This is a genomic window from Mycobacterium sp. UM_WGJ, assembly GCF_000455125.1.
Taxonomy (GTDB): Bacteria; Actinomycetota; Actinomycetes; order Mycobacteriales; family Mycobacteriaceae; genus Mycobacterium.
This window is the reverse complement of sequence record NZ_AUWR01000015.1, coordinates 1-19,625: the sequence shown is the minus strand read 5'-3', so window position 1 is coordinate 19,625 and position 19,625 is coordinate 1. Positions and strand designations below refer to the sequence as shown.

Here is a 19,625-nt window from a genome sequence, read left to right as displayed (position 1 = left end):
CGGCGGCAACGGTGCTGCGATGCCGGTACATCAGATCTGCGATCAGTTCGACGTCAGCTGCGACAGCGACATCAGCGAGGCCCGGGAGAGCTTCCAGCCACCCTGGTCGACGAATGTGAGATTCACCGTGTGCGGCTCCAGCTTGGGGCTGGACGCGGTGACGTCGGCGCTGGCCGATCCGGGGCCGGCCGGTACCACGTTGGCCACGCTGATCGACAGCGGAAGGGCACCCTTCTTGAGCGCCTTCTGCAGCCGGTGGTCGATGGCACCGGTCTCGACCGGGCCCAGGCCGCCCTCCACGAGGTCGGACTTGCCGGCGGCGGGAACACCGGGGTCGGCCAGCGTGTTGAGCACGCTGGCCAGCTGCTCCGGGGCCGGTACGGCGGCGGCCGGGTCCAGCGGCAGCGGGGCGAAGAACACCGTCGTCGGCGCCTCGGCGGCAGCAGGCGCCGGTGTTGCCAGGTAGCTCACAGCTGCGGCGGCCGCAATCGCCGCCATCCCCGTGGCGAGGGATTTCACGTTCATTCGGATCCTTTCTGGGCCGTTTTGATCACCCGATTTGAGAGCGAGGCTAGCAGCGGAGCCGGTGTGTCGGATTGCCACAGAGCACGCGAATGCACAATGGCCGGTAGCGTTGAGGTATCCGCCGCTTCAACTTCCAGTTCGGGAAAGGAGCGCACCATGAGCAACATGGAAGATTCGCCGCGTCCTGAGACATTCGACGCGTCCGGGGGGCCGGGCACGCCCGGTGATGACTTCGCCGAGTTGGAAGAACTGCGCCGCGAAGCCGCGGTGCTGCGCGCACAGCTCGAGAACACCCCGCAGGACACCGCGCGCGTGGGCCGCGACGTGCGCCAGCTCGAAGCGCACATTGACTCGCTGACCGCGCGAAACTCCAAGCTGATGGACACCCTCAAAGAGGCGCGTCAGCAGCTGTTGGCGTTGCGTGAGGAGGTCGATCGACTCGGTCAGCCGCCGAGCGGTTACGGCGTCCTGTTGGACAGTCACGAAGACGACACCGTCGACGTGTTCACCTCGGGCCGTCGGATGCGGCTGAACATCTCGCCCAACATCGACGTAGCAACCCTCAGGAAGGGCCAGACGGTCCGCCTCAACGAGGCGCTGACGGTCGTCGAGGCCGGCAATTTCGAGTCGGTCGGCGAAATATCCACGTTGCGCGAAATCCTGTCCGACGGGCACCGCGCGCTGGTTGTGGGCCACGCCGACGAGGAGCGCATCGTCTGGCTGGCCGAGCCGCTGGTCGCCGCGGACCTTCCCGACAGTCACCCGGACGCGCTCTCGGATGACCGCCGTCCCCGCAAGCTGCGCCCCGGCGACTCGCTGCTGGTCGACACCAAGGCCGGCTACGCCTTCGAGCGCATCCCCAAGGCCGAGGTCGAAGACCTGGTGCTCGAGGAGGTGCCCGACGTCAGCTACGGCGACATCGGCGGCCTGACACGCCAGATCGAGCAGATCCGCGACGCCGTCGAACTGCCCTTCCTGCACAAGGACCTCTACCGCGAGTACGCGTTGCGTCCGCCCAAAGGCGTGCTGCTTTACGGCCCGCCCGGCTGCGGTAAGACGCTGATCGCCAAGGCGGTCGCCAACTCGCTGGCCAAGAAGATGGCCGAGGTCCGCGGCGACGACGCCCACGAGGCCAAGTCGTACTTCCTCAACATCAAGGGCCCCGAGCTGCTGAACAAGTTCGTCGGCGAGACCGAACGCCACATCCGGCTGATCTTCCAGCGGGCGCGCGAGAAGGCCTCCGAAGGCACCCCGGTGATCGTGTTCTTCGACGAGATGGACTCGATCTTCCGCACCCGCGGCACCGGTGTCTCCTCGGACGTGGAAACCACCGTCGTGCCGCAGCTGCTGAGCGAGATCGACGGCGTGGAGGGGCTGGAGAACGTCATCGTGATCGGCGCCTCCAACCGCGAGGACATGATCGACCCGGCGATCCTGCGGCCCGGCCGCCTGGACGTCAAGATCAAGATCGAGCGCCCCGATGCCGAAGCCGCACAAGACATCTTCTCGAAGTACCTGGTCGAGACCCTGCCGGTGCACGCCGACGACCTCGCCGAGTTCGGCGGGGACCGCGCGGCCTGCATCAAGGCGATGATCGAGAAGGTCGTCGACCGGATGTACGCCGAGATCGACGACAACCGGTTCCTGGAGGTCACCTACGCCAACGGTGACAAGGAAGTCATGTACTTCAAGGACTTCAACTCCGGGGCGATGATCCAGAACGTGGTCGACCGGGCGAAGAAGAACGCCATCAAGTCGGTGCTGGAGACCGGTCAGCCCGGTCTGCGCATCCAGCACCTGCTGGATTCGATCGTCGATGAGTTCGCCGAGAACGAGGACCTGCCCAACACCACCAACCCCGATGACTGGGCGCGGATCTCGGGCAAGAAGGGCGAGCGGATCGTCTACATCCGCACCCTGGTCACCGGCAAGAGCTCCAGCGCCAGTCGTGCCATCGACACCGAGTCCAACCTGGGCCAGTACCTGTAGCGCTAGCTGCTGTACAGCGAGTAGCTGTTGGTCAGGTCGTCCTGCAGCACGCGGGCCATCTCGACGGTGGTGTCCACCCGCAGGGGGCTGGTCAGCACGCGCGCCTGGTAGGTCCAACCCGGTGGCAGCGTGAGCCGGTCGGCGAGCCCGGCGAGGTCGGCCCGGGACAGGTTCGCATCGACGACCTGGCTCCAGGTCTGCATGACCCACCGTCGGCCGTCGGGGTCGATCAGCTCGTAGATCTGCTCGCCGGCATCGAAGACGAAGACGGCGTGGCGGCTCACCTCGTTGACGGTGTAGGGGCCGGGGTTCATCGAGGACAGCGCGACTTGGGCCTGCTTGATCATCTCGAGGCCGCCGAAGGTCTTGGTCTCGCGTGGGCCCTGCGGCGCCTTTTCGATGGTGTTCATCAGCCAGTAGCGCGGGCCGTTGAGTAGGGCGGCGGCCGCGCCGTTCTCGGTGGCGATGGCCTGCGCGTCGAGGGCGGACCACAGCTGCGCGGGGCAGTCGTTGAGGCCGAAGGTGTTGTAGACGACCGCCTGCGGACCCGAGTCGCCGATCTCGACCAGCAGCACTTCGCCGTAGCGTTTCCCGGATACGTCGGTGGTGTGCCGGCGGGCTTGCTCGGTGGACATTTCGGTGAAATTAGCCACTGACCTCGGCGACGTCAACGCCTCTGGCGGTGTGATTCCTCGTCCCCTCTAGGCTGAACGTCATGCAGCGGATCATCGGAACCGAAGTCGAATACGGCATCGCTTCGCCGTCCGATCCCACCGCGAACCCGATCCTCACCTCCACCCAGGCCGTGCTGGCCTACGCCGCCGCCGCGGGAATCCCGCGCGCCAAGCGCACCCGCTGGGACTACGAGGTGGAGTCGCCGCTGCGCGACGCCCGCGGCTTCGACCTGAGCCGCTCAAGCGGCCCGCCGCCGATCATCGACGCCGACGAGGTCGGCGCGGCGAACATGATTCTCACCAACGGGGCACGGCTCTACGTCGACCACGCCCACCCGGAGTACTCCGCGCCCGAGGTCACCGACCCGCTGGACGCGGTCATCTGGGACAAGGCCGGCGAGCGGGTGATGGAGGCCGCGGCGCGCTATGTGGCCAGCGTCCCGGGCGCGGCCAAGCTGCAGCTGTACAAGAACAACATCGACAACAAGGGCGCCTCCTACGGCACCCACGAGAACTACCTGATGAGCCGGCAGACGCCGTTCTCGGCGATCATTGCCGGTCTGACCCCGTTTCTGGTGTCCCGGCAGGTGGTCACCGGGTCCGGGCGCGTCGGGTTGGGTGCCGCGGGCGATGAACCGGGCTTTCAGCTCTCCCAGCGCGCCGACTACATCGAGGTCGAAGTCGGCCTGGAGACCACCCTCAAGCGCGGCATCATCAACACCCGCGACGAGCCGCACGCCGACGCCGACAAGTACCGCCGGCTGCACGTGATCATCGGCGACGCCAACCTCGCCGAGACGTCGACGTATCTGAAGGTGGGCACCACCGCGCTGGTCTTGGATCTGATCGAGGAGGGCCCCGAGCACGGGATCGACCTGAGCGATCTGGTGCTGGCCCGACCGGTGCGCGCGGTGCACGTCATCAGCCGCGACCCGACGCTGCGGGCCACCGTCGCACTGGCCGACGGCCGCGAGATGACCGGCCTTGCGCTGCAACGGATCTACCTCGACCGGGTCACCAAGCTGGTGGAGAGCCGTGATCCCGATCCGCGCGCCACCGACATCATCGAGACCTGGGCCCGGGTGCTCGACCAGCTTGAGCGTGACCCGATGGAGTGCGCCGACGTGCTGGACTGGCCGGCCAAGCTGCGGCTGCTGGAGGGCTTCCGGCAGCGGGAGAACCTGAGCTGGTCGGCGCCCCGCCTGCACCTGATCGACCTGCAGTACTCCGACGTGCGGCTGGACAAGGGCCTGTACAACCGGCTGGTCGCCCGTGGCTCGATGCGCCGCCTGATCACCGAACAGCAGGTGCTGGCCGCGGTGGACAACCCGCCGACCGACACCCGGGCCTACTTCCGCGGTGAGTGCCTGCGCCGCTTCGGGGCCGACATCGCCGCCGCGAGCTGGGACTCGGTCATCTTCGACCTGGGTGGGGACTCGCTGGTGCGAATCCCCACCCTGGAGCCGCTGCGTGGCAGCAAGGCGCACGTCGGAGCTTTGCTGGATTCGGTGGACAGTGCCGCCGAACTGGTGCAACAACTCACCACCTAGACCCCGAGCAACATCGGCGCCGACCGGTAGGGTGGAGAAACCGGCCGCGGTAATGCGCGGCCGATGAGATTCAGGAGGCAGCAATGGCTCAGGAGCAGACCAAGCGCGGCGGGGGCGGCGGAGACGACGACGATCTCACCGGCAGCACTGCGGCGGGCCAGGAACGCCGAGAGAAGCTCACCGAGGACACCGATGACCTGCTCGACGAGATCGACGACGTGCTGGAAGAGAACGCCGAGGACTTCGTGCGCGCGTACGTCCAAAAGGGCGGCCAGTGACCTGGTTGTCGCGTGATCGTCTGCCCCTCAACTCAGCAACCCCAGGAATCGCGCTCACCGGCGTAGGTCTGTCGTCGTTTTCGGAGTTCCTGCGGCTGCAGGCTCCGGAGCTGTTGCCGACCGGCGCGGGTGCCGCATACACCGGTGGGGTGGGTGAGCAACTGCCGCACGGCACCACCATCGTCGCGCTGAAGTACCCCGGCGGGGTCCTCATCGCCGGTGACCGCCGTTCTACGCAGGGCAATATGATCGCGGGCCGCGACGTGCAGAAGGTGTACGTCACCGACGAGTACACCGCGACCGGCATCGCCGGCACCGCGGCCATCGCGGTCGAGTTCGCCCGGCTCTACGCGGTGGAACTGGAACACTACGAGAAGCTCGAAGGTGTCCCGCTGACGTTCGCCGGCAAGGTCAACCGGTTGTCGACCATGGTGCGCGGCAACCTGGGAGCCGCGATGCAGGGCTTGGTGGCGTTGCCGCTGCTGGCCGGTTACGACATCGATGCTGAGGACCCGCAGACCGCGGGGCGCATCGTGTCCTTCGACGCCGCCGGCGGCTGGAACGTGGAGAGCGAGGGCTACCAGGCGGTGGGCTCGGGTTCGCTGTTCGCCAAGTCGTCGATCAAGAAGCTCTACAACCAGATCAGCGACGCTGACACCGCGCTGCGGGTGGCCATCGAGGCGCTCTACGACGCCGCCGATGACGACTCCGCCACCGGCGGGCCGGATCTGGTGCGGGGTATCTATCCGACCGCGGTCACCATCGATGCCGACGGCGCCGTCGACATCGCCGAGGAGCGGATCGCCGAGCTGGCCCGTGTGGTCGTCGAGAGCCGGACGCGTGGCGGGGATTCGGGGCCAGCGACCAAGCGGGGTAAGAAATGAGCTTCCCGTACTTCATCTCGCCCGAGCAGGCGATGCGCGAGCGCGGCGAGCTCGCGCGCAAGGGCATCGCCCGCGGTCGCAGCGTGGTGGCGCTGGCCTACGCCGACGGCGTGTTGTTCGTCGCCGAGAACCCTTCTCGCTCATTGCAGAAGATCAGCGAACTCTATGACCGGGTGGGTTTCGCGGCGGCGGGCCGGATCAACGAGTTCGAGAACCTGCGCCGCGGCGGCATTCAGTTCGCCGATACTCGCGGCTACGCCTATGACCGGCGTGACGTCACCGCCCGCCAGCTGGCCAATGTCTACGCCCAGACCCTGGGCACCATCTTCACCGAGCAGGCCAAGCCTTATGAGGTGGAGTTGTGTGTGGCCGGCGTCGCCTACCAGGGCCAGACGAAAGCGCCTGAGCTGTACCGGGTCACCTATGACGGGTCGATCACCGATGAGCCGCACTTCGTGGTGATGGGTGGCACCACCGAGCCGGTCACCAACGCGCTCAAGGAGTCCTACGCCGAGAACGCCGAGTTGGCCGACGCGCTGCACATCGCGGTCAACGCGCTCAAACAGACCGACACCGGCAACGGTGGCGAGCCGCGCGAGCTGGGGCCGGGCACCCTGGAAGTGGCCATTTTGGACGCCAACCGGCCCAAGCGTGCGTTTCGGCGGATTAACCGTGCCGCGCTGGAATCATTACTGCCGCAAGCTGGCTCGTCGGGGGAGGCGTCAGACGAGGCTTCTGGCTAGGCCCGCCTATGCCCAAGAAATACGGGGTCAAAGAGAAGGACCTGGTCGTCAATCACATTGTCGACCTGGTGCTGGCGGGGGAGCTGCGCACGGGCGACCGCATCAACCGTGACGCGATCGCGGCCGCATTGGGGGTCAGCCGGCTTCCGGTGCAGCAGGGCATCGACCAACTCGAGCATGACGGACTGTTGGCCAGCCGTTATCACCGCGGCGTCTTTGTTGAGCGGTTCGATGAGGCGGCCGTTCTCGAACAGCATGAGTTGCACGGTGTGCTCAATGGGATCGCGTCAGCGCGTGCGGCGACGAATCCGACGCCGCGGGTGCTCGCCGAACTCGATGCGGCGTTGCGGACGTTGCGAGCCAGTAAGGAACCCACGGCGTTTCAAGAGGCGGCTTACGCCTACCGGCGCATCATCGTCGAGGAGTACGCGGGTCCCCGGCTGCAGGCGGCGATCGTCGCGGCACGCGTGTTCGCGCCACGCGGATTCTGGGGCAGCTATCCCCGGGGCAACGAGGAGTTCGTGCACACCTACGAAGCCGAGACCGCGGCAATCCGCGCACAGGATCCCGAGGCCGCGCGAGCCGCGAATATGGAGCGCGCGGACTTGCGGGCGAAGGTGGTGATCGCGGAGTTGACCTCTCGAGGTGTGCTGGACGACGCGTCGGCCGGCTGACGCGTGACGTTCGCCTTTACCCGATGTCCTGTCGGGTGAGATCGAAAGGCGGAGTCGGCAACGTTAGTGCTCACACTGCGACGACGCGGATCAGGGTTTCCAGGCCGGGAAAGTCCTGAGGGTTTCGACTGTAGAGATCCAGACGATTGGCGTGCGCCGTCGCCGCGATCAACAGGTCGGCAAACCTGCTCCGGGGCTGTCGTCCTTGGCGTACCACCGCGGCCACGACGAGTCCGTAACTGCGTACGGCGGCTTCGTCGAACGGGATCGGCTCCAGTCGCGATTCCACCTCCTGCAATCGGGCCTGACGCTTGGCCGCCTCGATGGGCGTCGCGGCCAACAGGGGGCCGGCGGCCAACTCGGCCGCGGTGATAGCCGAGATCGCCACCTCGTCGGGCAGGGCGGCGACGACCGCCGGGTCGTGCCAGTCGATGACGACGGACGTATCCACCAGGCCGGCCGTCACTTCACAGGCCCTGGTCGATCAACCGGTCGAGTTCGGCGCGGAACTGACGATGATCAATGCGGACGGCTGTGGCGGCCAGTGCGGCGACTTCGCTACGAGGGATGAAGGTGCGGCGAACGGCACGCACCGGGCGCAGTTCGGCCACCGGCTCGCCGTTGCGTGTCACCACGAACGTCTCGCCGGCCACTACCGCATCGATCACCTTCGCATTGTCATTGCGCAGCTCCCGCTGAGCGATGGTCCTTGTCATGACTGCAATCGTAGCGAGAGATGCTACACCCCGCTACGCTCCCCGGAGGTCACGGCCGCCGAGCCCTCTGGGCCCGACGGCCGTGACCGATCTCGCTGATGTATCAGCCGGGCTGCCCGTCGTTGCCGGCGGTGCCGGGTTGTCCAGCGGGGGTTCCGTTGCCGCCGTTGCCGGCGGCGCCACCGGCACCGGCCGCACCGCCTGCTCCGACGGTGCCATTGCTACCGCCGGTGCTGGTGCCGCCCGCGCCTCCGGCCGCGCCATCGCCGCCGTTGCCGCCATTGCCGCCGTTGCCGCCGGGCAAGGTGTTGCCGTCGGAGTCGGTGCCGCCGTTGCCGCCAGCCCTCCCGGCGCCGCCGGTGCCTCCTGCACCGCCGGTACCACCGTTGCCCCCGTCGCCGGAGACCGCGCTACCCCCGGAACCGCCCTTGCCGCCGTTGCCGGCGTCGCCACCGTTGCCGCCGTTGCCGCCGGGGCCGTGCGCGGGGTTGGTTGCGGGTCCTCCTACGAACCCAGTGCCGCCGGTCCCGCCGTTGCCGCCGTTGCCGCCATCGACGGCGCCTTGAGCACTACCACCGGTACCACCGGCTCCGCCGTCGCCGCCGGTACCGATGGTGCCGCTGCCGCCGTTGCCGCCGTTTCCGCCGTTGCCGGCATGGCTGGGTCCGATGCCCAGGTCGTTGGCGGGGGTCTCGATGCCGCCGCTGGCGCCGCCGACACCGCCTGCTCCACCGTTGCCGGCGGTGCCGCCCGCGCCGCCGGTCACGGGGATAGACGCGGTGCCTCCGTTGCCTCCGTTGCCGCCGTTACCGCCGGAAGCGGTGCCAGAGCCTCCGGCCCCGCCTGCACCACCGTCGCCCGCGGCAAGTCCGGCGGTCATACTCCCTCCGTTGCCTCCGTTGCCGCCTTTGCCGCCGATGCTAATCACACCGGGGCCGGTGGCACCGTTGCCTCCGGCACCTCCGGCACCGCCTGTCCCGCCGTCGGTGGTGGCGGTGCCGGCACCACCGGCGCCGCCGTTACCTCCGTTGCCGCCGATGCTGTAGGTGACGCCGTCGTGCTGCCAGCCAGTGCTTGTACCGCCGGCACCGCCCTTGGCGCCTTCGTAGCCGCCGCCGCTGCCGCCGCTGCCGCCGTTGCCTCCGTTGCCTCCGGCATAGGTACCGGTGCCGCCGTTGCCGCCGGTACCTCCTGGGCCGGCCCCAAAGGCGTTAGAGCCGTTGCCGCCCTTACCGCCGATAGTTTTGACCGTGGGGTCGTCGGTGGCGCCGTTGCCGCCGCTGCCGCCGTCGCCACCGCCGCTACCGCGGCCCGAGCCGCCGTTGCCGCCGTTTCCGCCGGTGCCGGCGCTGGCGAAACCACCGTTGCCGCCATCGCCGCCTCTGCCGCCGAGTTCGGGGTTCCCGGGGAGGCTGTTGCTGGCGGTGTTGCCGTTGCCGCCGTTGCCGCCGTTGATCCCGGCGCCGCCATTGCCGCCGTTGCCGCCGTCCGCGCCGATGCCGGTCGGGCCCGTGTAACCCCCGCCGTAGCCGCCGTTGCCGCCGTTGCCGCCATTACCCAGGTAGTCGCCGCTGCCGTCTTGGTAGGCGTCGCCGCCGTTGCCGCCATTGCCGCCATTGGAGGAGTGGCCGAGTTGACCGACCTGGCCGTACATCGGGCTGGTGAAGATGGTCGAGCCTCGTTCACCGGCAGTCCCACCGTGGCCGACGCTCCAATTGACTCCCGCGTTCCCGCCGTTGCCGCCGTTGACGTGTTCCGCGGTGCCGGTGGCTCCGTTTCCACCGTTGCCGTTGGCCCCGCCGTTACCGCCGTTGCCACCGTTGCCGAACATGAAGCTGCTGCGCCCGCCGTTGCCACCGCTGCCGCCGAGTCCGCCTGCGCCACCATTTCCGTCACCACCGTTGGTCCAGGTGCCTGCCACACCGTCAACGCCTGCGCCGCCCATGCCGCCGTTACCGCCATTGCCGAAGAACCAGGCTGAGGCGTTGCCGCCGAGTCCGCCGTTGCCACCGATGCTGTCGGCATCCAGTGCTGCTCCGCCAGCCCCGCCGTTTCCGCCGTTGCCCATCCAGTTGCCGCCGGCTCCGCCGTCACCACCGTTGGCGCCGGCACCGCCATCACCACCGGTCCCGCCGTCGCCGAGCCAGCCGGCCGCGTTGCCGCCGTTGCCACCGGCCACACCGGCCTCGGTGCTGTCCCAGCCGTCTCCGCCGTCGCCGAACCACAGGCCGCCGTTGCCGCCGTCGGGGTTGGCTTCGGTGCCGTCGATGCCGTTGCCGATCAGGTATTGCCCGGCGGCGGTGTTGATCCAGCCGTTGACCAGCTCACCGAAGTCGCTGGTGATCCAGGCCTGCAGACCGTCATGAATCGGGTCGTAGAACCACTGATCGATCATGCTGGTCCAGTCGAAGGCGCCCACCTCGGCGGGTCCGGCTGCCAGCCATGCCGAGGTGTCGAAAAGATCGGTGATCCAATCGAATTCGTCGGCCTGTGCCGGGGGTGCCACGGTCAGCGGGGTCATACCGAATGCCAGGAACGCGCCGACCGCACTGGCGGCGCCGAGCGCCCGGGAGGCGCGGCGTGCATTGATGTGGTGACTCATGTGCAGGGATACCTCTCTAAAAGAATGGGGGTAAAGGTTTTCGGAGATCAGAGTCCGAGCAGGTCGCCGAGCCAGCCGAATGCGTCGGTGGCCGCACTGGAGCCGCCGTCATCGAGAGTGTCGGTGGGCAGCAGCGGCAGTTCAGCGCCGGCAAGCGGCGGAGTGACCACCACCGGGCCCTTGCCGTCCCAGCCCGACCCCAGCAGGGCGCCAACGGTCTGCCCCCAGGCCTGCCAGGCCGCGATCGGCCCGATGGCGGCACTGTTGAGGTCCAGGGTGCCCAGCACCGGCACCCCGCTGAATTCGAGACCAACACTTTGGAACAGCGAGCCACCGATCGCCGGTACCTCGACGGCGACTTCGCCCCCGGGGCCCAGCACCTGATAGCTCACCGCGGCCGCACCCGTGGACAGCAACCCAGCGAAGGCAAAGTCCAGATGGTCCATGTTCATGCCGGCCGGGAAGTAGCCGGAGGCGTTGATCATCGGCAGCAGTGCATCCAGGTTCAAGGTGGCGCCGTTGAAGAACGCGCCGCCCATATTGACCAGAATGTCGAACGGGTTGTCCCCATCGGTGATGCCGTTGAGCAACGCGATCCACGGGCTGATCATCGGCCCGATCGACGCCATGAGCAGTGCACTGGCCGGGGAACCCAGGTAGTCGATGATCGGCATGATCGAGTCTTTGTCCACATCCGGTGGGATGTAGCCGGCGATCTGGCCGAACATCAGTTGGTGGGTGCTGTCCATGGTGTGGTTGAGCACCGTGGCCCGGGTTTCGTCGGTGGCGTTCTGCAGCGCCCAGCCGGAGATCACCGCATTCAAGTGCAGCTGAATCTGCTCGTTTACCCAATTCGTGGAGCCGGCCGGGTCGTTGAGCAGCCGGTCGGCGTAGTCCAGCTGGTTGGCCACGAATTGCTGCATCCCAACCCCAGGGGCCAGGTAGTAGTTGTTCAGCATCGCAGTCAGATTGGCCGACGTCGCATTGAAAATGTCCTGCCACGCGCTGGCCAGTTGCACCGAGGAGGACTCGGTCTTGAGCAGAGCGGGCAGGGGGGCGGCCGCCGGTGTCACCGCGACAAGACTGGCCCCCACCAGAGCCACACCTGCGGTGGCGTAGGGGCGAACTGTGGCGTGCAAGGGGGTCTCCTTCAGGTATCTGGGGCACAGCGCGACATGGAACGGGACGACAGTAGCTGAGAGTTGGATGATTTGTATACAAAAAATCAGAACAGGTTTCACCGGCGCGAAGTTATCGCTGGTAACGGGGTTGCGGCATGACCTTCGGGGTCCTGGCCTCCTGGGCTAGAGACCGGTAAATCTGCAGGTGTTACAGCTTTCGTTGCGCTCGTCGGGAGCTTCGTCACATGGCGGGAGCGCTTCTTGTCCGGCCGAGGCTTCTCGCGCCAAAATATGAATGTAAGTAACGGCAGGATGCCCCTCACGAGCGTTGCGCGCCAAGAAAGGTTCGACCGTGCCGTACTCCTGTCTCAGCCTTTAGACGGGTTTCTATGAACTCGGACTCCCGGCTCAGGCGTGCGGGGCGCGAAATCTTCCAAGACCGCCTCGCGGCAGATAGATTTGCGTTTCATGGCGCTCGTGGACCGCAACACCTGTCCGGGTGCATGAGCGCGGTCATCAAGCGACTGCGTGACATCCGCGCAACCGATATCGCGTTCAGTGGCGGCAAGGGCGCCAACCTCGGTGAACTACTGGCGGCCGGGCTGCCCGTACCCGACGGATTCGTCATCGGTGTCCCGGCACGCGTGGGCTCCTCGGGTGCCGTGCGCGAGGCGATCGTCGCGAACTACCAAGCCATGGGCGATGACGTCGCCGTAGCGGTGCGATCTTCGGCTGTGTCCGAGGACGGCGACAGTGCGTCGCATGCGGGAATCTACGAGACGGTTCTCAACGTCCGGGGAAGCGCGCAATTACTTGCCGCCGTAGACCATTGCTGGACGTCGGTCTCGTCCTCGCGGGCCCGCCGATACCGTGAGGCGCGGGGGCTGGAGTCCAACGTCGCAATGGCTGTCGTCGTTCAGCAGCAGATCGATCCGGCCTGTGGAGGCGTTGCCTTCACCGCGGACCCACTGAGCGGCCGTACGGACCGGGTGGTCATCGAGTTTGCGCACGGACATGGCGGGAACGTGACCGATGGCTTGGTGACGCCCGCGCGCACGGTGGTGGACAAGAGCAGCTTGCACGTCGTCGATACCGGAATGTCGGCGCAGAGTTATCCGTTGTCCGACAATCAGATTCGAGACGTTGCCGACTGTGCAGTGCGGATCGAACGGTGGTACGGCAGCCCGCAGGACATCGAGTGGGTCGTCGATGAACAGGGTCAGATCTGGGTTCTGCAGGCGCGCCCGGTCACGGGAGCCGACGTGGTGGCGGCCCAGGCGAGAAGCATGGAGCTGTATGACCCGCCGCGAGCACCCGAAAGTCGTTGGACCCGAGTCAACATCGGTGAAGCCGTGCCTGGCGTGCCGACGCCGCTTTCCTGGTCGATGTGGAGTGTTGGGCTCACCGAGGCGCAACGACAGACGCAAACGCGCCTCGGTGTCGTGTCACAGCGTGAGAGTCGGCAGGGACCGCTCATGACCCTCGCGCGGGGCTGGCCGGTGCTGTCGGTCGACTTGCTGTTGAGTCAAGTCGCTCGGATCCCTGGCGTGGACCCCGGCGCCTTCAGCCAGCAGCTTTTCGGCGAGGTGGTAGAGACCGACGTGGCGCCGGTCTATGCGCGCGCCGCGACGGCATGCCGGATGGCCTTCCGCGCCCCGGTCACCCTTGCGCTGCTGAGCCGCCGCCTGCGAGCCGTCAGTGCGACTTCACGGCAAGCGTGGCAGCGGGATGCATGGCGACCCGCAGAGGATCCTCTGGCACTGCTGGTCGGGGCCGCCACGCGCTTCGCGGAGACCTTGACCATTCACACCATGCAGACTTACCTGTGTCAGAGCCTGTACCAGGCAGTCGAGCGCGTGGCCGGCGACCGGGCGATCGACCTGCTCTCCGGCGATGGTGACCTTCCTGAAGCGCAGCTGGCCAGGGATCTTGGTCTGCTTGCCGGCGGCGCGATCGCGCTCGACCAGTTCCTTCGCGAGCACGGATTCCACGGACCCGACGAGGGCGAGATCGCATCCGCGTCGTGGCGGCAGAACCCGGAACCGGTGCTGCAGGCAGCACGCGCGTGGGCCGATGGCGGCGGGGTGCGCGATCCCGGTATCGTGTTGGACCGCCGCCGCGATGAACGCCGTCAGGCAGAGTCGGAGCTGCGTGCACTGCTGCCGCGCTCGCGGCGCGGTGCCGTCACCGGCCTGATCGCGATGGCGCGTCGAGCCCTGGTCGGTCGGGAGATCGGGAAGACCGCCTTCCTACAAGATCTTGACGTTGCCCGCCATGCGGTGTCCTTCATGGACGCAGATGCGGTCTGGTGCACACTCGACGAACTCCGGGGGAACGTCGCGCTGTTTTCGGCGGATATCCTCGCTCGCCAACGGATTCGGTCACGATTCGCCACACAGGAACCCCCGCTGTCGTTTGCCGGCGATCCGGGCAACCCGCCGGTCGCGGTCGGGGGACAGTCACTCATCACCGGTGCCGCTGCGAGCCCGGGCCGTGCCCGGGGACGGGCACGGGTGGTGACCGATCCCAGCGCGTCCGTCGACCTCGGCGCTGGCGATGTACTGATCGCACGAACCACCGACCCGTCGTGGGTGGTGCGGTTCATGGCAGTGGCCGGGATGGCCATCGATGTGGGCGGCACGTTGTCGCACGCCGCGATCATCGCGCGCGAACTCGGCATACCGTGCGTCATCGGGACAGGCAACGGCACCCACGTCATCCCCGACGGCGCGTGGGTGGACATCGACGGCTCGCAGGGGACCGTGCGAATTCTCGACGTGCCGCCTACCGATCGATCCGGAAACGCTTGACGCGCGCGCCCGCACCGGACACCAGCTCGACCCGGCTGCGCGGAACGTCGAAATGCTCTGCCAGCACCCGGATGACGGCGGCGTTCGCCTTGCCGTCCACCGCGGGCTCGCGCACGTAGACGGTCAGCTGCCCGTCGTCGTCGGTCTCGACCAGGGGGCCTTTGCGGCTGCCCGGCTTGACCTTGACGACGACGGATTCTGCCATCGCGGAGTAACTACCGGGCGACGATCACCGACGAGCCGTGCCCGAACAGACCCTGGTTGGCGGTGACGCCCACCGTGGCGCCCTCAACCTGACGGCCGGTGGCCTGACCACGCAGCTGCCAGGTCAGCTCGCACACCTGGGCGATGGCCTGCGCCGGGATCGCCTCGCCGAAGCAGGCAAGCCCACCGGACGGGTTCACTGGCACCCGGCCACCGATGGTGGTGGCGCCGCTGCGCAGCAGCTGCTCGCCTTCACCCTTGGCGCACAGGCCCAGGTGCTCGTACCAGTCGATCTCCAGCGCGGTGGACAGGTCATAGACCTCGGCGAGGCTGACGTCCTCGGGGCCGATTCCGGCCTCGGCGTAGGCGGCGTCCAGGATCTGGTCCTTGAACACCCGTTCCGGGGCCGCCACGACGGCGGTGGAATCGGTTGCGATGTCCGGCAATTCGGGCAGATGCTGCGGGTAACGGGGGGTCACGGTGGACACCGCGCGCACCGACGGCACGCCGTCGAGCGAACCTAGGTGCTTCTTGGCGAATTCCGCGCTGGCCACGATCAGCGCGGCCGCACCGTCGGAGGTGGCGCAGATGTCGAGCTGGCGCAGCGGGTCGGAGACCACCGGGCTGGCCAGCACGTCGGCGACCGCCGATTCCTTGCGGTAGCGCGCGTTCGGGTTGTTCAACCCGTGCCGGGAGTTCTTCACCTTGACCTGGGCGAAGTCTTCGGAGGTGGCGCCGTAGAGGTCCATCCGGCGGCGCGCCAGCAGCGCGAAGTACACCGGGTTCATCGCGCCGATCAGGTGGAAGCGCTGCCAGTCGGGGTCGTTCTTGCGCTCACCGCCGACGGGGGCGAACGCGCCCTTGGGGGTGGTGTCGGCGCCGATCACCAGCGCCACATCGCAGAAGCCGGCCAAGATCTGGGCCCGGGCGCTCTGCAGCGCCTGCGACCCGGAGGCGCAGGCGGCATACGACGAGGACACCGGAACCCCGTTCCAGCCCAGCTTCTGGGCGAACGTCGAACCGGCGATGAAGCCCGGGTAGCCGTTGCGGATGGTGTCCGCCCCGGCGATGAACTGGATCTGCTGCGCGTTCAGGCCGGCGTCGGCCAGCGCGGCACGGGCGGCGACCACCCCGTACTCGGTGAAGTCGCGGCCCCACTTGCCCCACGGGTGCATGCCCGCACCCAGGATGTACAGCGGCTCAGGCATTGGAGTCCACCTTCTTCCACGCGTAGACGGTGCGCGTCACTCCGTCGCCGTCGGTGTAGAGCGGCATGGTGGTCAGTTCCATCTCCATGCCGACCTTCAGGTCCGCGGCCAGGGTGCCCTCGACCACCTTGCCCAGCACGATCAGGCCCTCGTCGGCCAGCTCCACCGCGGCGATCGCGAACGGCTCGAACGGGTCGCTCGGTGGGTAGGGGGCCGGCGGAAGGTACCGGTTCTCGGTGTAGCTCCAGATCGTGCCGCGCCGTGACAGCGCGACCGGCTCCAGCACGTCGCCGTCGCAGGCGGGGTTGGGGCAGTTGTTCTCACGCGGCGGGAACACATAGGTGCCGCACTGCGGACACTTCGCGCCGATCAGGTGGGGGAGGCCGGCGTCGTCGGTGGCGTACCACCCGTCGATCGCGGGCTGCGAGGCTACATCTGGCACCCGGTCAGCGTACCGAACGACGGCGGTGAAATTGAAACGTGTTCCAGTCACCGGGCTGACGGGTGCTGCGACCTATGGTGGCGAGGTCAGACACGGAAACGGAGGGATTCGGCAGTGGTGATCGTCGCAGGACATCTGACGGTGGATCCCGGTCAGCGGGACGACTACCTGCAACAGTGCCGCGACGTCGTGCGCCAGGCGCGCCGCGCATCGGGGTGCCTGGGCTTTGCGATCACCGCCGACCTTCTCGACCCGAGCCGGGTCGACATCTTCGAGCGTTGGGAATCGCGGGCCGCGTTGGACGCGTTTCGCGGCAGCGGGCCCAGCGATGAGCAGGCCGCCGCGATCCTGTCGGCCGCGATCGCCGAGTACGACGTCACTGAGGAGCGACCGCTGACCTGATGTCCGCGGCAGTGCATAGAGTTGTCCCCGTGAGTCAGACCAAACCGACGCTGCTGCTCCTCGACGGAAACTCGCTGGCGTACCGCGCGTTCTATGCCCTGCCCGCGGAGAACTTCAAGACCCGCAGCGGCCTGACCACCAACGCCGTCTACGGGTTCACCGCAATGCTGATCAACCTGCTGCGCGACGAGGCCCCGACCCACGTCGCCGCCGCGTTCGACGTGTCGCGCCAAACCTTCCGCTCCGAACGCTTCCCGGAGTACAAGGCCACCCGTTCGAGCACCCCCGATGAGTTCCGCGGCCAGATCGACATCACCAAGGAAGTCCTCAACGCGCTGGGCATCACCACGCTGTCCGAGGCCGGTTTCGAGGCCGATGACCTGATCGCCACGCTGGCCACCCAGGCCGACGCCGAGGGTTACCGGGTGCTGGTGGTCACCGGCGACCGCGATGCCCTGCAATTGGTGAACGAGAACGTGACCGTGCTCTACCCCCGCAAGGGTGTCAGCGACCTGACCCGCTTCACCCCGGACGCGGTCGTCGAGAAGTACGGCCTGACCCCGGCGCAGTACCCGGACTTCGCCGCGCTGCGCGGCGACCCCAGCGACAACCTGCCGGGCATCCCCGGGGTGGGGGAGAAGACCGCGTCGAAGTGGATCAGTGAATACGGTTCGCTGCAGGGGCTGGTGGACCAGGTCGACACCGTCAAGGGCAAGGTCGGAGATGCGTTGCGCGCCAACCTGTCCACCGTGATCCTCAATCGCGAACTGACCGACCTGGTGCGCAACGTGCCGCTGGCCCAGACGCCGGACACCCTGCGGCTGGTGCCCTGGGATCGTGAGCAGATCCATCAGCTCTTCGACGACCTCGAGTTCCGGGTGCTGCGCGACCGGTTGTTCGACACGCTGTCCACCGCCGGCGGCACAGTCCCCGAGGCCGAGGAGGGCTTCGAGGTGCGCGGCGGCGCGCTGGCGCCGGGCACCGTCGCCTCGTGGCTGGGGGCACACGCCGCCGACGGCCGGCGCACCGGGCTGGCCGTGATCGGCACCCACCGCAGCTTCGACAGCGACGCCACCGCGCTGGCCCTGGCCTCGGCGGACGGCGAAGGCGGCTACATCGACACCGCGGCGCTGACTGCCGAGGACGACGCCGCGCTGGGCGCCTGGCTGGCCGATCCGGCCAAGCCCAAGGCGCTGCACGAGGCCAAGCTGGCCATCCACGACCTGGCCGGGCGCGGCTGGACCCTGGATGGCGTCACCTGCGACACCGCTCTGGCCGCCTACCTGGTGCGTCCCGGGCAGCGCAGCTTCAGCCTCGACGATCTGTCGGTGCGCTACCTGCGCCGGGAGCTGCGTGCTGAATCCGATGAGCAGCAACAGCTTTCGCTGCTGGACGACACCGAGGGCATCGACGATCAGGCGGTGCAGACCGCGATCCTGCGGGCCCGGGCCGTCACCGACCTGGCCGACGCGCTGGATCTCGAACTGGCTCGCATCGACTCTTCGGGTCTGCTCGCCGACATCGAACTGCCCCTGCAGCGGGTGCTGGCCGAGCTGGAGACCACCGGGATCGGTGTGGACCTCGATCACCTGAGCCAGCTGCAGAGCCGGTTCGGAGACCAGATCCGCGACGCCGCCGAGGCGGCCTATGCGGTGATCGGCAAGCAGATCAACCTCGGTTCGCCCAAACAGCTGCAGGTGGTGCTCTTCGACGAACTGGGCATGCCCAAGACCAAGAAGACCAAGACCGGCTACACCACCGACGCTGACGCGCTGCAGACCCTGTTCGATAAGACCGGCCATCCGTTCCTGGAGCACCTGCTGGCCCACCGCGACGTCACCCGGCTGAAGGTGACCGTCGACGGATTGCTGAAATCGGTTGCCTCCGATGGCCGGATCCACACCACGCTGAATCAGACCATCGCGGCGACCGGCCGCTTGTCGTCCACCGATCCCAACCTGCAGAACATCCCGATCCGCACCGACGCCGGCCGCCAGATCCGCGACGGCTTCGTGGTCGGGCAGGGCTACCCCGAGCTGATGACGGTCGACTACAGCCAGATCGAGATGCGCATCATGGCGCACCTGTCGGCCGACGAGGGTCTTATCGAGGCGTTCAACACCGGCGAAGACCTGCACTCGTTCGTCGGGTCGCGGGCGTTCTCGGTGCCCATCGACGAGGTCACCCCGGATATGCGCCGTCGCGTCAAGGCGATGTCGTACGGCCTGGCCTACGGGCTGAGCGCCTACGGGCTGGCCTCCCAGCTCAAGATCTCTACCGAAGAGGCCAAAGAGCAGATGGACGCCTACTTCGACCGGTTCGGCCGGGTCCGCGAGTACCTGCACGAGGTTGTCGAGCAGGCCCGCAAGGACGGCTACACCTCCACGGTGCTGGGCCGGCGGCGTTACCTGCCGGAGTTGGACAGCAGCAACCGTCAGGTCCGCGAGTCCGCCGAGCGGGCTGCGCTCAACGCCCCGATCCAGGGCAGTGCGGCCGACATCATCAAGGTCGCGATGATCAACGTCGACCAGGCGTTGAAGGCCTCGGGACTGCAGTCACGGATGCTGCTGCAGGTGCACGACGAATTGCTGTTCGAAGTGGCCGACGGCGAACGCGAGCCGCTGGAGGCACTGGTGCGCGACAAGATGGGCAGCGCCTATCCGCTCAGCGTCCCGCTGGAGGTCGCGGTCGGCTACGGGCGATCCTGGGACGCCGCCGCGCACTGATCCTTCGGCGGTGGCCGTTGTCAGCCCCCAACGCTATAGTCGAACGTATGTTCGAACGGTTGTCGCGGCCGCCTAGC

At 67.7% G+C, this 19,625-nt stretch carries 18 protein-coding genes; 9 read left to right on the top strand and 9 right to left on the bottom strand.

The window, feature by feature from the left end; translation table 11 throughout:
- Positions 1 to 42 precede the first annotated feature (42 nt).
- The gene (locus N416_RS0106805; RefSeq protein WP_036457455.1) at positions 43 to 525 is read right to left on the bottom strand and encodes a hypothetical protein; all 483 of its coding nucleotides are present in this window, start codon (positions 523 to 525) and stop codon (positions 43 to 45) included.
- 165 nt (positions 526 to 690) lie between these two features.
- Here N416_RS0106805 and arc point away from each other — a divergent pair, with 165 nt between their 5' ends.
- Positions 691 to 2,514: a proteasome ATPase gene (gene arc / locus N416_RS0106800; RefSeq protein ID WP_024441369.1), complete on the top strand. Its 1,824-nt coding sequence runs from the start codon at positions 691 to 693 to the stop codon at positions 2,512 to 2,514.
- A 2-nt stretch (positions 2,515 to 2,516) separates the two neighbouring features.
- Here arc and N416_RS0106795 read toward each other — a convergent pair whose 3' ends face one another.
- A complete protein-coding gene (locus N416_RS0106795) occupies positions 2,517 to 3,149 on the bottom strand; it encodes a hypothetical protein (RefSeq protein ID WP_036457452.1) in 633 nt (210 codons plus the stop codon).
- A gap of 80 nt (positions 3,150 to 3,229) precedes the next feature.
- Here N416_RS0106795 and dop point away from each other — a divergent pair, with 80 nt between their 5' ends.
- The 5 genes from dop to N416_RS0106770 all read left to right on the top strand — a co-directional run bounded on the left by dop (position 3,230) and on the right by N416_RS0106770 (position 7,317).
- Entirely contained in the window at positions 3,230 to 4,738 is a 1,509-nt protein-coding gene (gene dop / locus N416_RS0106790; protein ID WP_024441367.1) for a depupylase/deamidase Dop, read from the top strand.
- An 83-nt stretch (positions 4,739 to 4,821) separates the two neighbouring features.
- Positions 4,822 to 5,016: a ubiquitin-like protein Pup gene (locus N416_RS0106785; protein ID WP_024441366.1), complete on the top strand. Its 195-nt coding sequence runs from the start codon at positions 4,822 to 4,824 to the stop codon at positions 5,014 to 5,016.
- Positions 5,013 to 5,900: a proteasome subunit beta gene (gene prcB, locus N416_RS0106780; RefSeq protein ID WP_024441365.1), complete on the top strand. Its 888-nt coding sequence runs from the start codon at positions 5,013 to 5,015 to the stop codon at positions 5,898 to 5,900. The genes N416_RS0106785 and prcB overlap by 4 nt, the downstream gene beginning before the upstream one ends.
- Positions 5,897 to 6,643 carry a proteasome subunit alpha gene (gene prcA, locus N416_RS0106775; RefSeq protein WP_024441364.1) on the top strand — a complete coding sequence of 249 codons (747 nt, stop codon included), beginning with the start codon at positions 5,897 to 5,899 and terminating at the stop codon, positions 6,641 to 6,643. Before prcB ends, prcA begins: the two co-directional genes overlap by 4 nt.
- A gap of 8 nt (positions 6,644 to 6,651) precedes the next feature.
- A complete protein-coding gene (locus N416_RS0106770) occupies positions 6,652 to 7,317 on the top strand; it encodes a GntR family transcriptional regulator (protein ID WP_024441363.1) in 666 nt (221 codons plus the stop codon).
- A 70-nt stretch (positions 7,318 to 7,387) separates the two neighbouring features.
- Here the strand turns inward: N416_RS0106770 and N416_RS0106765 are convergent, their stop codons facing one another.
- From N416_RS0106765 to gjpA, 4 genes are all read right to left on the bottom strand, one after another.
- Positions 7,388 to 7,768: a type II toxin-antitoxin system VapC family toxin gene (locus N416_RS0106765; RefSeq protein ID WP_231384004.1), complete on the bottom strand. Its 381-nt coding sequence runs from the start codon at positions 7,766 to 7,768 to the stop codon at positions 7,388 to 7,390.
- A 16-nt stretch (positions 7,769 to 7,784) separates the two neighbouring features.
- On the bottom strand, positions 7,785 to 8,033 hold the full coding sequence (locus N416_RS0106760; RefSeq protein WP_024441361.1) for a type II toxin-antitoxin system Phd/YefM family antitoxin: 249 nt from the start codon (positions 8,031 to 8,033) through the stop codon (positions 7,785 to 7,787).
- 103 nt (positions 8,034 to 8,136) lie between these two features.
- Positions 8,137 to 10,635, bottom strand: coding sequence for a PGRS repeat-containing protein (locus tag N416_RS24225; RefSeq protein WP_024441360.1), 2,499 nt, complete (start codon positions 10,633 to 10,635; stop codon positions 8,137 to 8,139).
- Between the two features lie 47 nt (positions 10,636 to 10,682).
- Complete coding sequence (gene gjpA / locus N416_RS0106750; protein WP_024441359.1) at positions 10,683 to 11,774, bottom strand: outer membrane porin GjpA; 1,092 nt, start codon at positions 11,772 to 11,774, stop codon at positions 10,683 to 10,685.
- Positions 11,775 to 12,259: 485 nt separating this feature from the next.
- On the opposite strand from gjpA, the gene N416_RS0106745 reads away from it, so the two are divergent.
- Entirely contained in the window at positions 12,260 to 14,566 is a 2,307-nt protein-coding gene (locus N416_RS0106745; protein ID WP_024441358.1) for a PEP/pyruvate-binding domain-containing protein, read from the top strand.
- Here N416_RS0106745 and N416_RS0106740 read toward each other — a convergent pair.
- Genes N416_RS0106740 through N416_RS0106730 form a run of 3 tightly spaced genes read right to left on the bottom strand, consistent with a single transcriptional unit; the run spans position 14,541 to position 16,420 of the window.
- Entirely contained in the window at positions 14,541 to 14,771 is a 231-nt protein-coding gene (locus N416_RS0106740) for a DUF167 domain-containing protein (protein ID WP_024441357.1), read from the bottom strand. The two genes, N416_RS0106745 and N416_RS0106740, sit on opposite strands and share 26 nt — an antisense overlap.
- 10 nt (positions 14,772 to 14,781) lie before the next feature.
- Positions 14,782 to 15,978, bottom strand: coding sequence for a lipid-transfer protein (locus tag N416_RS0106735; protein WP_024441356.1), 1,197 nt, complete (start codon positions 15,976 to 15,978; stop codon positions 14,782 to 14,784).
- Complete coding sequence (locus N416_RS0106730; protein WP_024441355.1) at positions 15,971 to 16,420, bottom strand: Zn-ribbon domain-containing OB-fold protein; 450 nt, start codon at positions 16,418 to 16,420, stop codon at positions 15,971 to 15,973. The genes N416_RS0106735 and N416_RS0106730 overlap by 8 nt, the downstream gene beginning before the upstream one ends.
- Before the next feature lie 114 nt (positions 16,421 to 16,534).
- Between N416_RS0106730 and N416_RS0106725 the strand changes: the two genes are divergently transcribed.
- Complete coding sequence (locus N416_RS0106725; RefSeq protein ID WP_024441354.1) at positions 16,535 to 16,822, top strand: putative quinol monooxygenase; 288 nt, start codon at positions 16,535 to 16,537, stop codon at positions 16,820 to 16,822.
- Between the two features lie 29 nt (positions 16,823 to 16,851).
- Positions 16,852 to 19,548, top strand: a complete 2,697-nt coding sequence (gene polA, locus N416_RS0106720; protein WP_231384003.1) for a DNA polymerase I — start codon at positions 16,852 to 16,854, stop codon at positions 19,546 to 19,548.
- Positions 19,549 to 19,625: the final 77 nt, after the last annotated feature.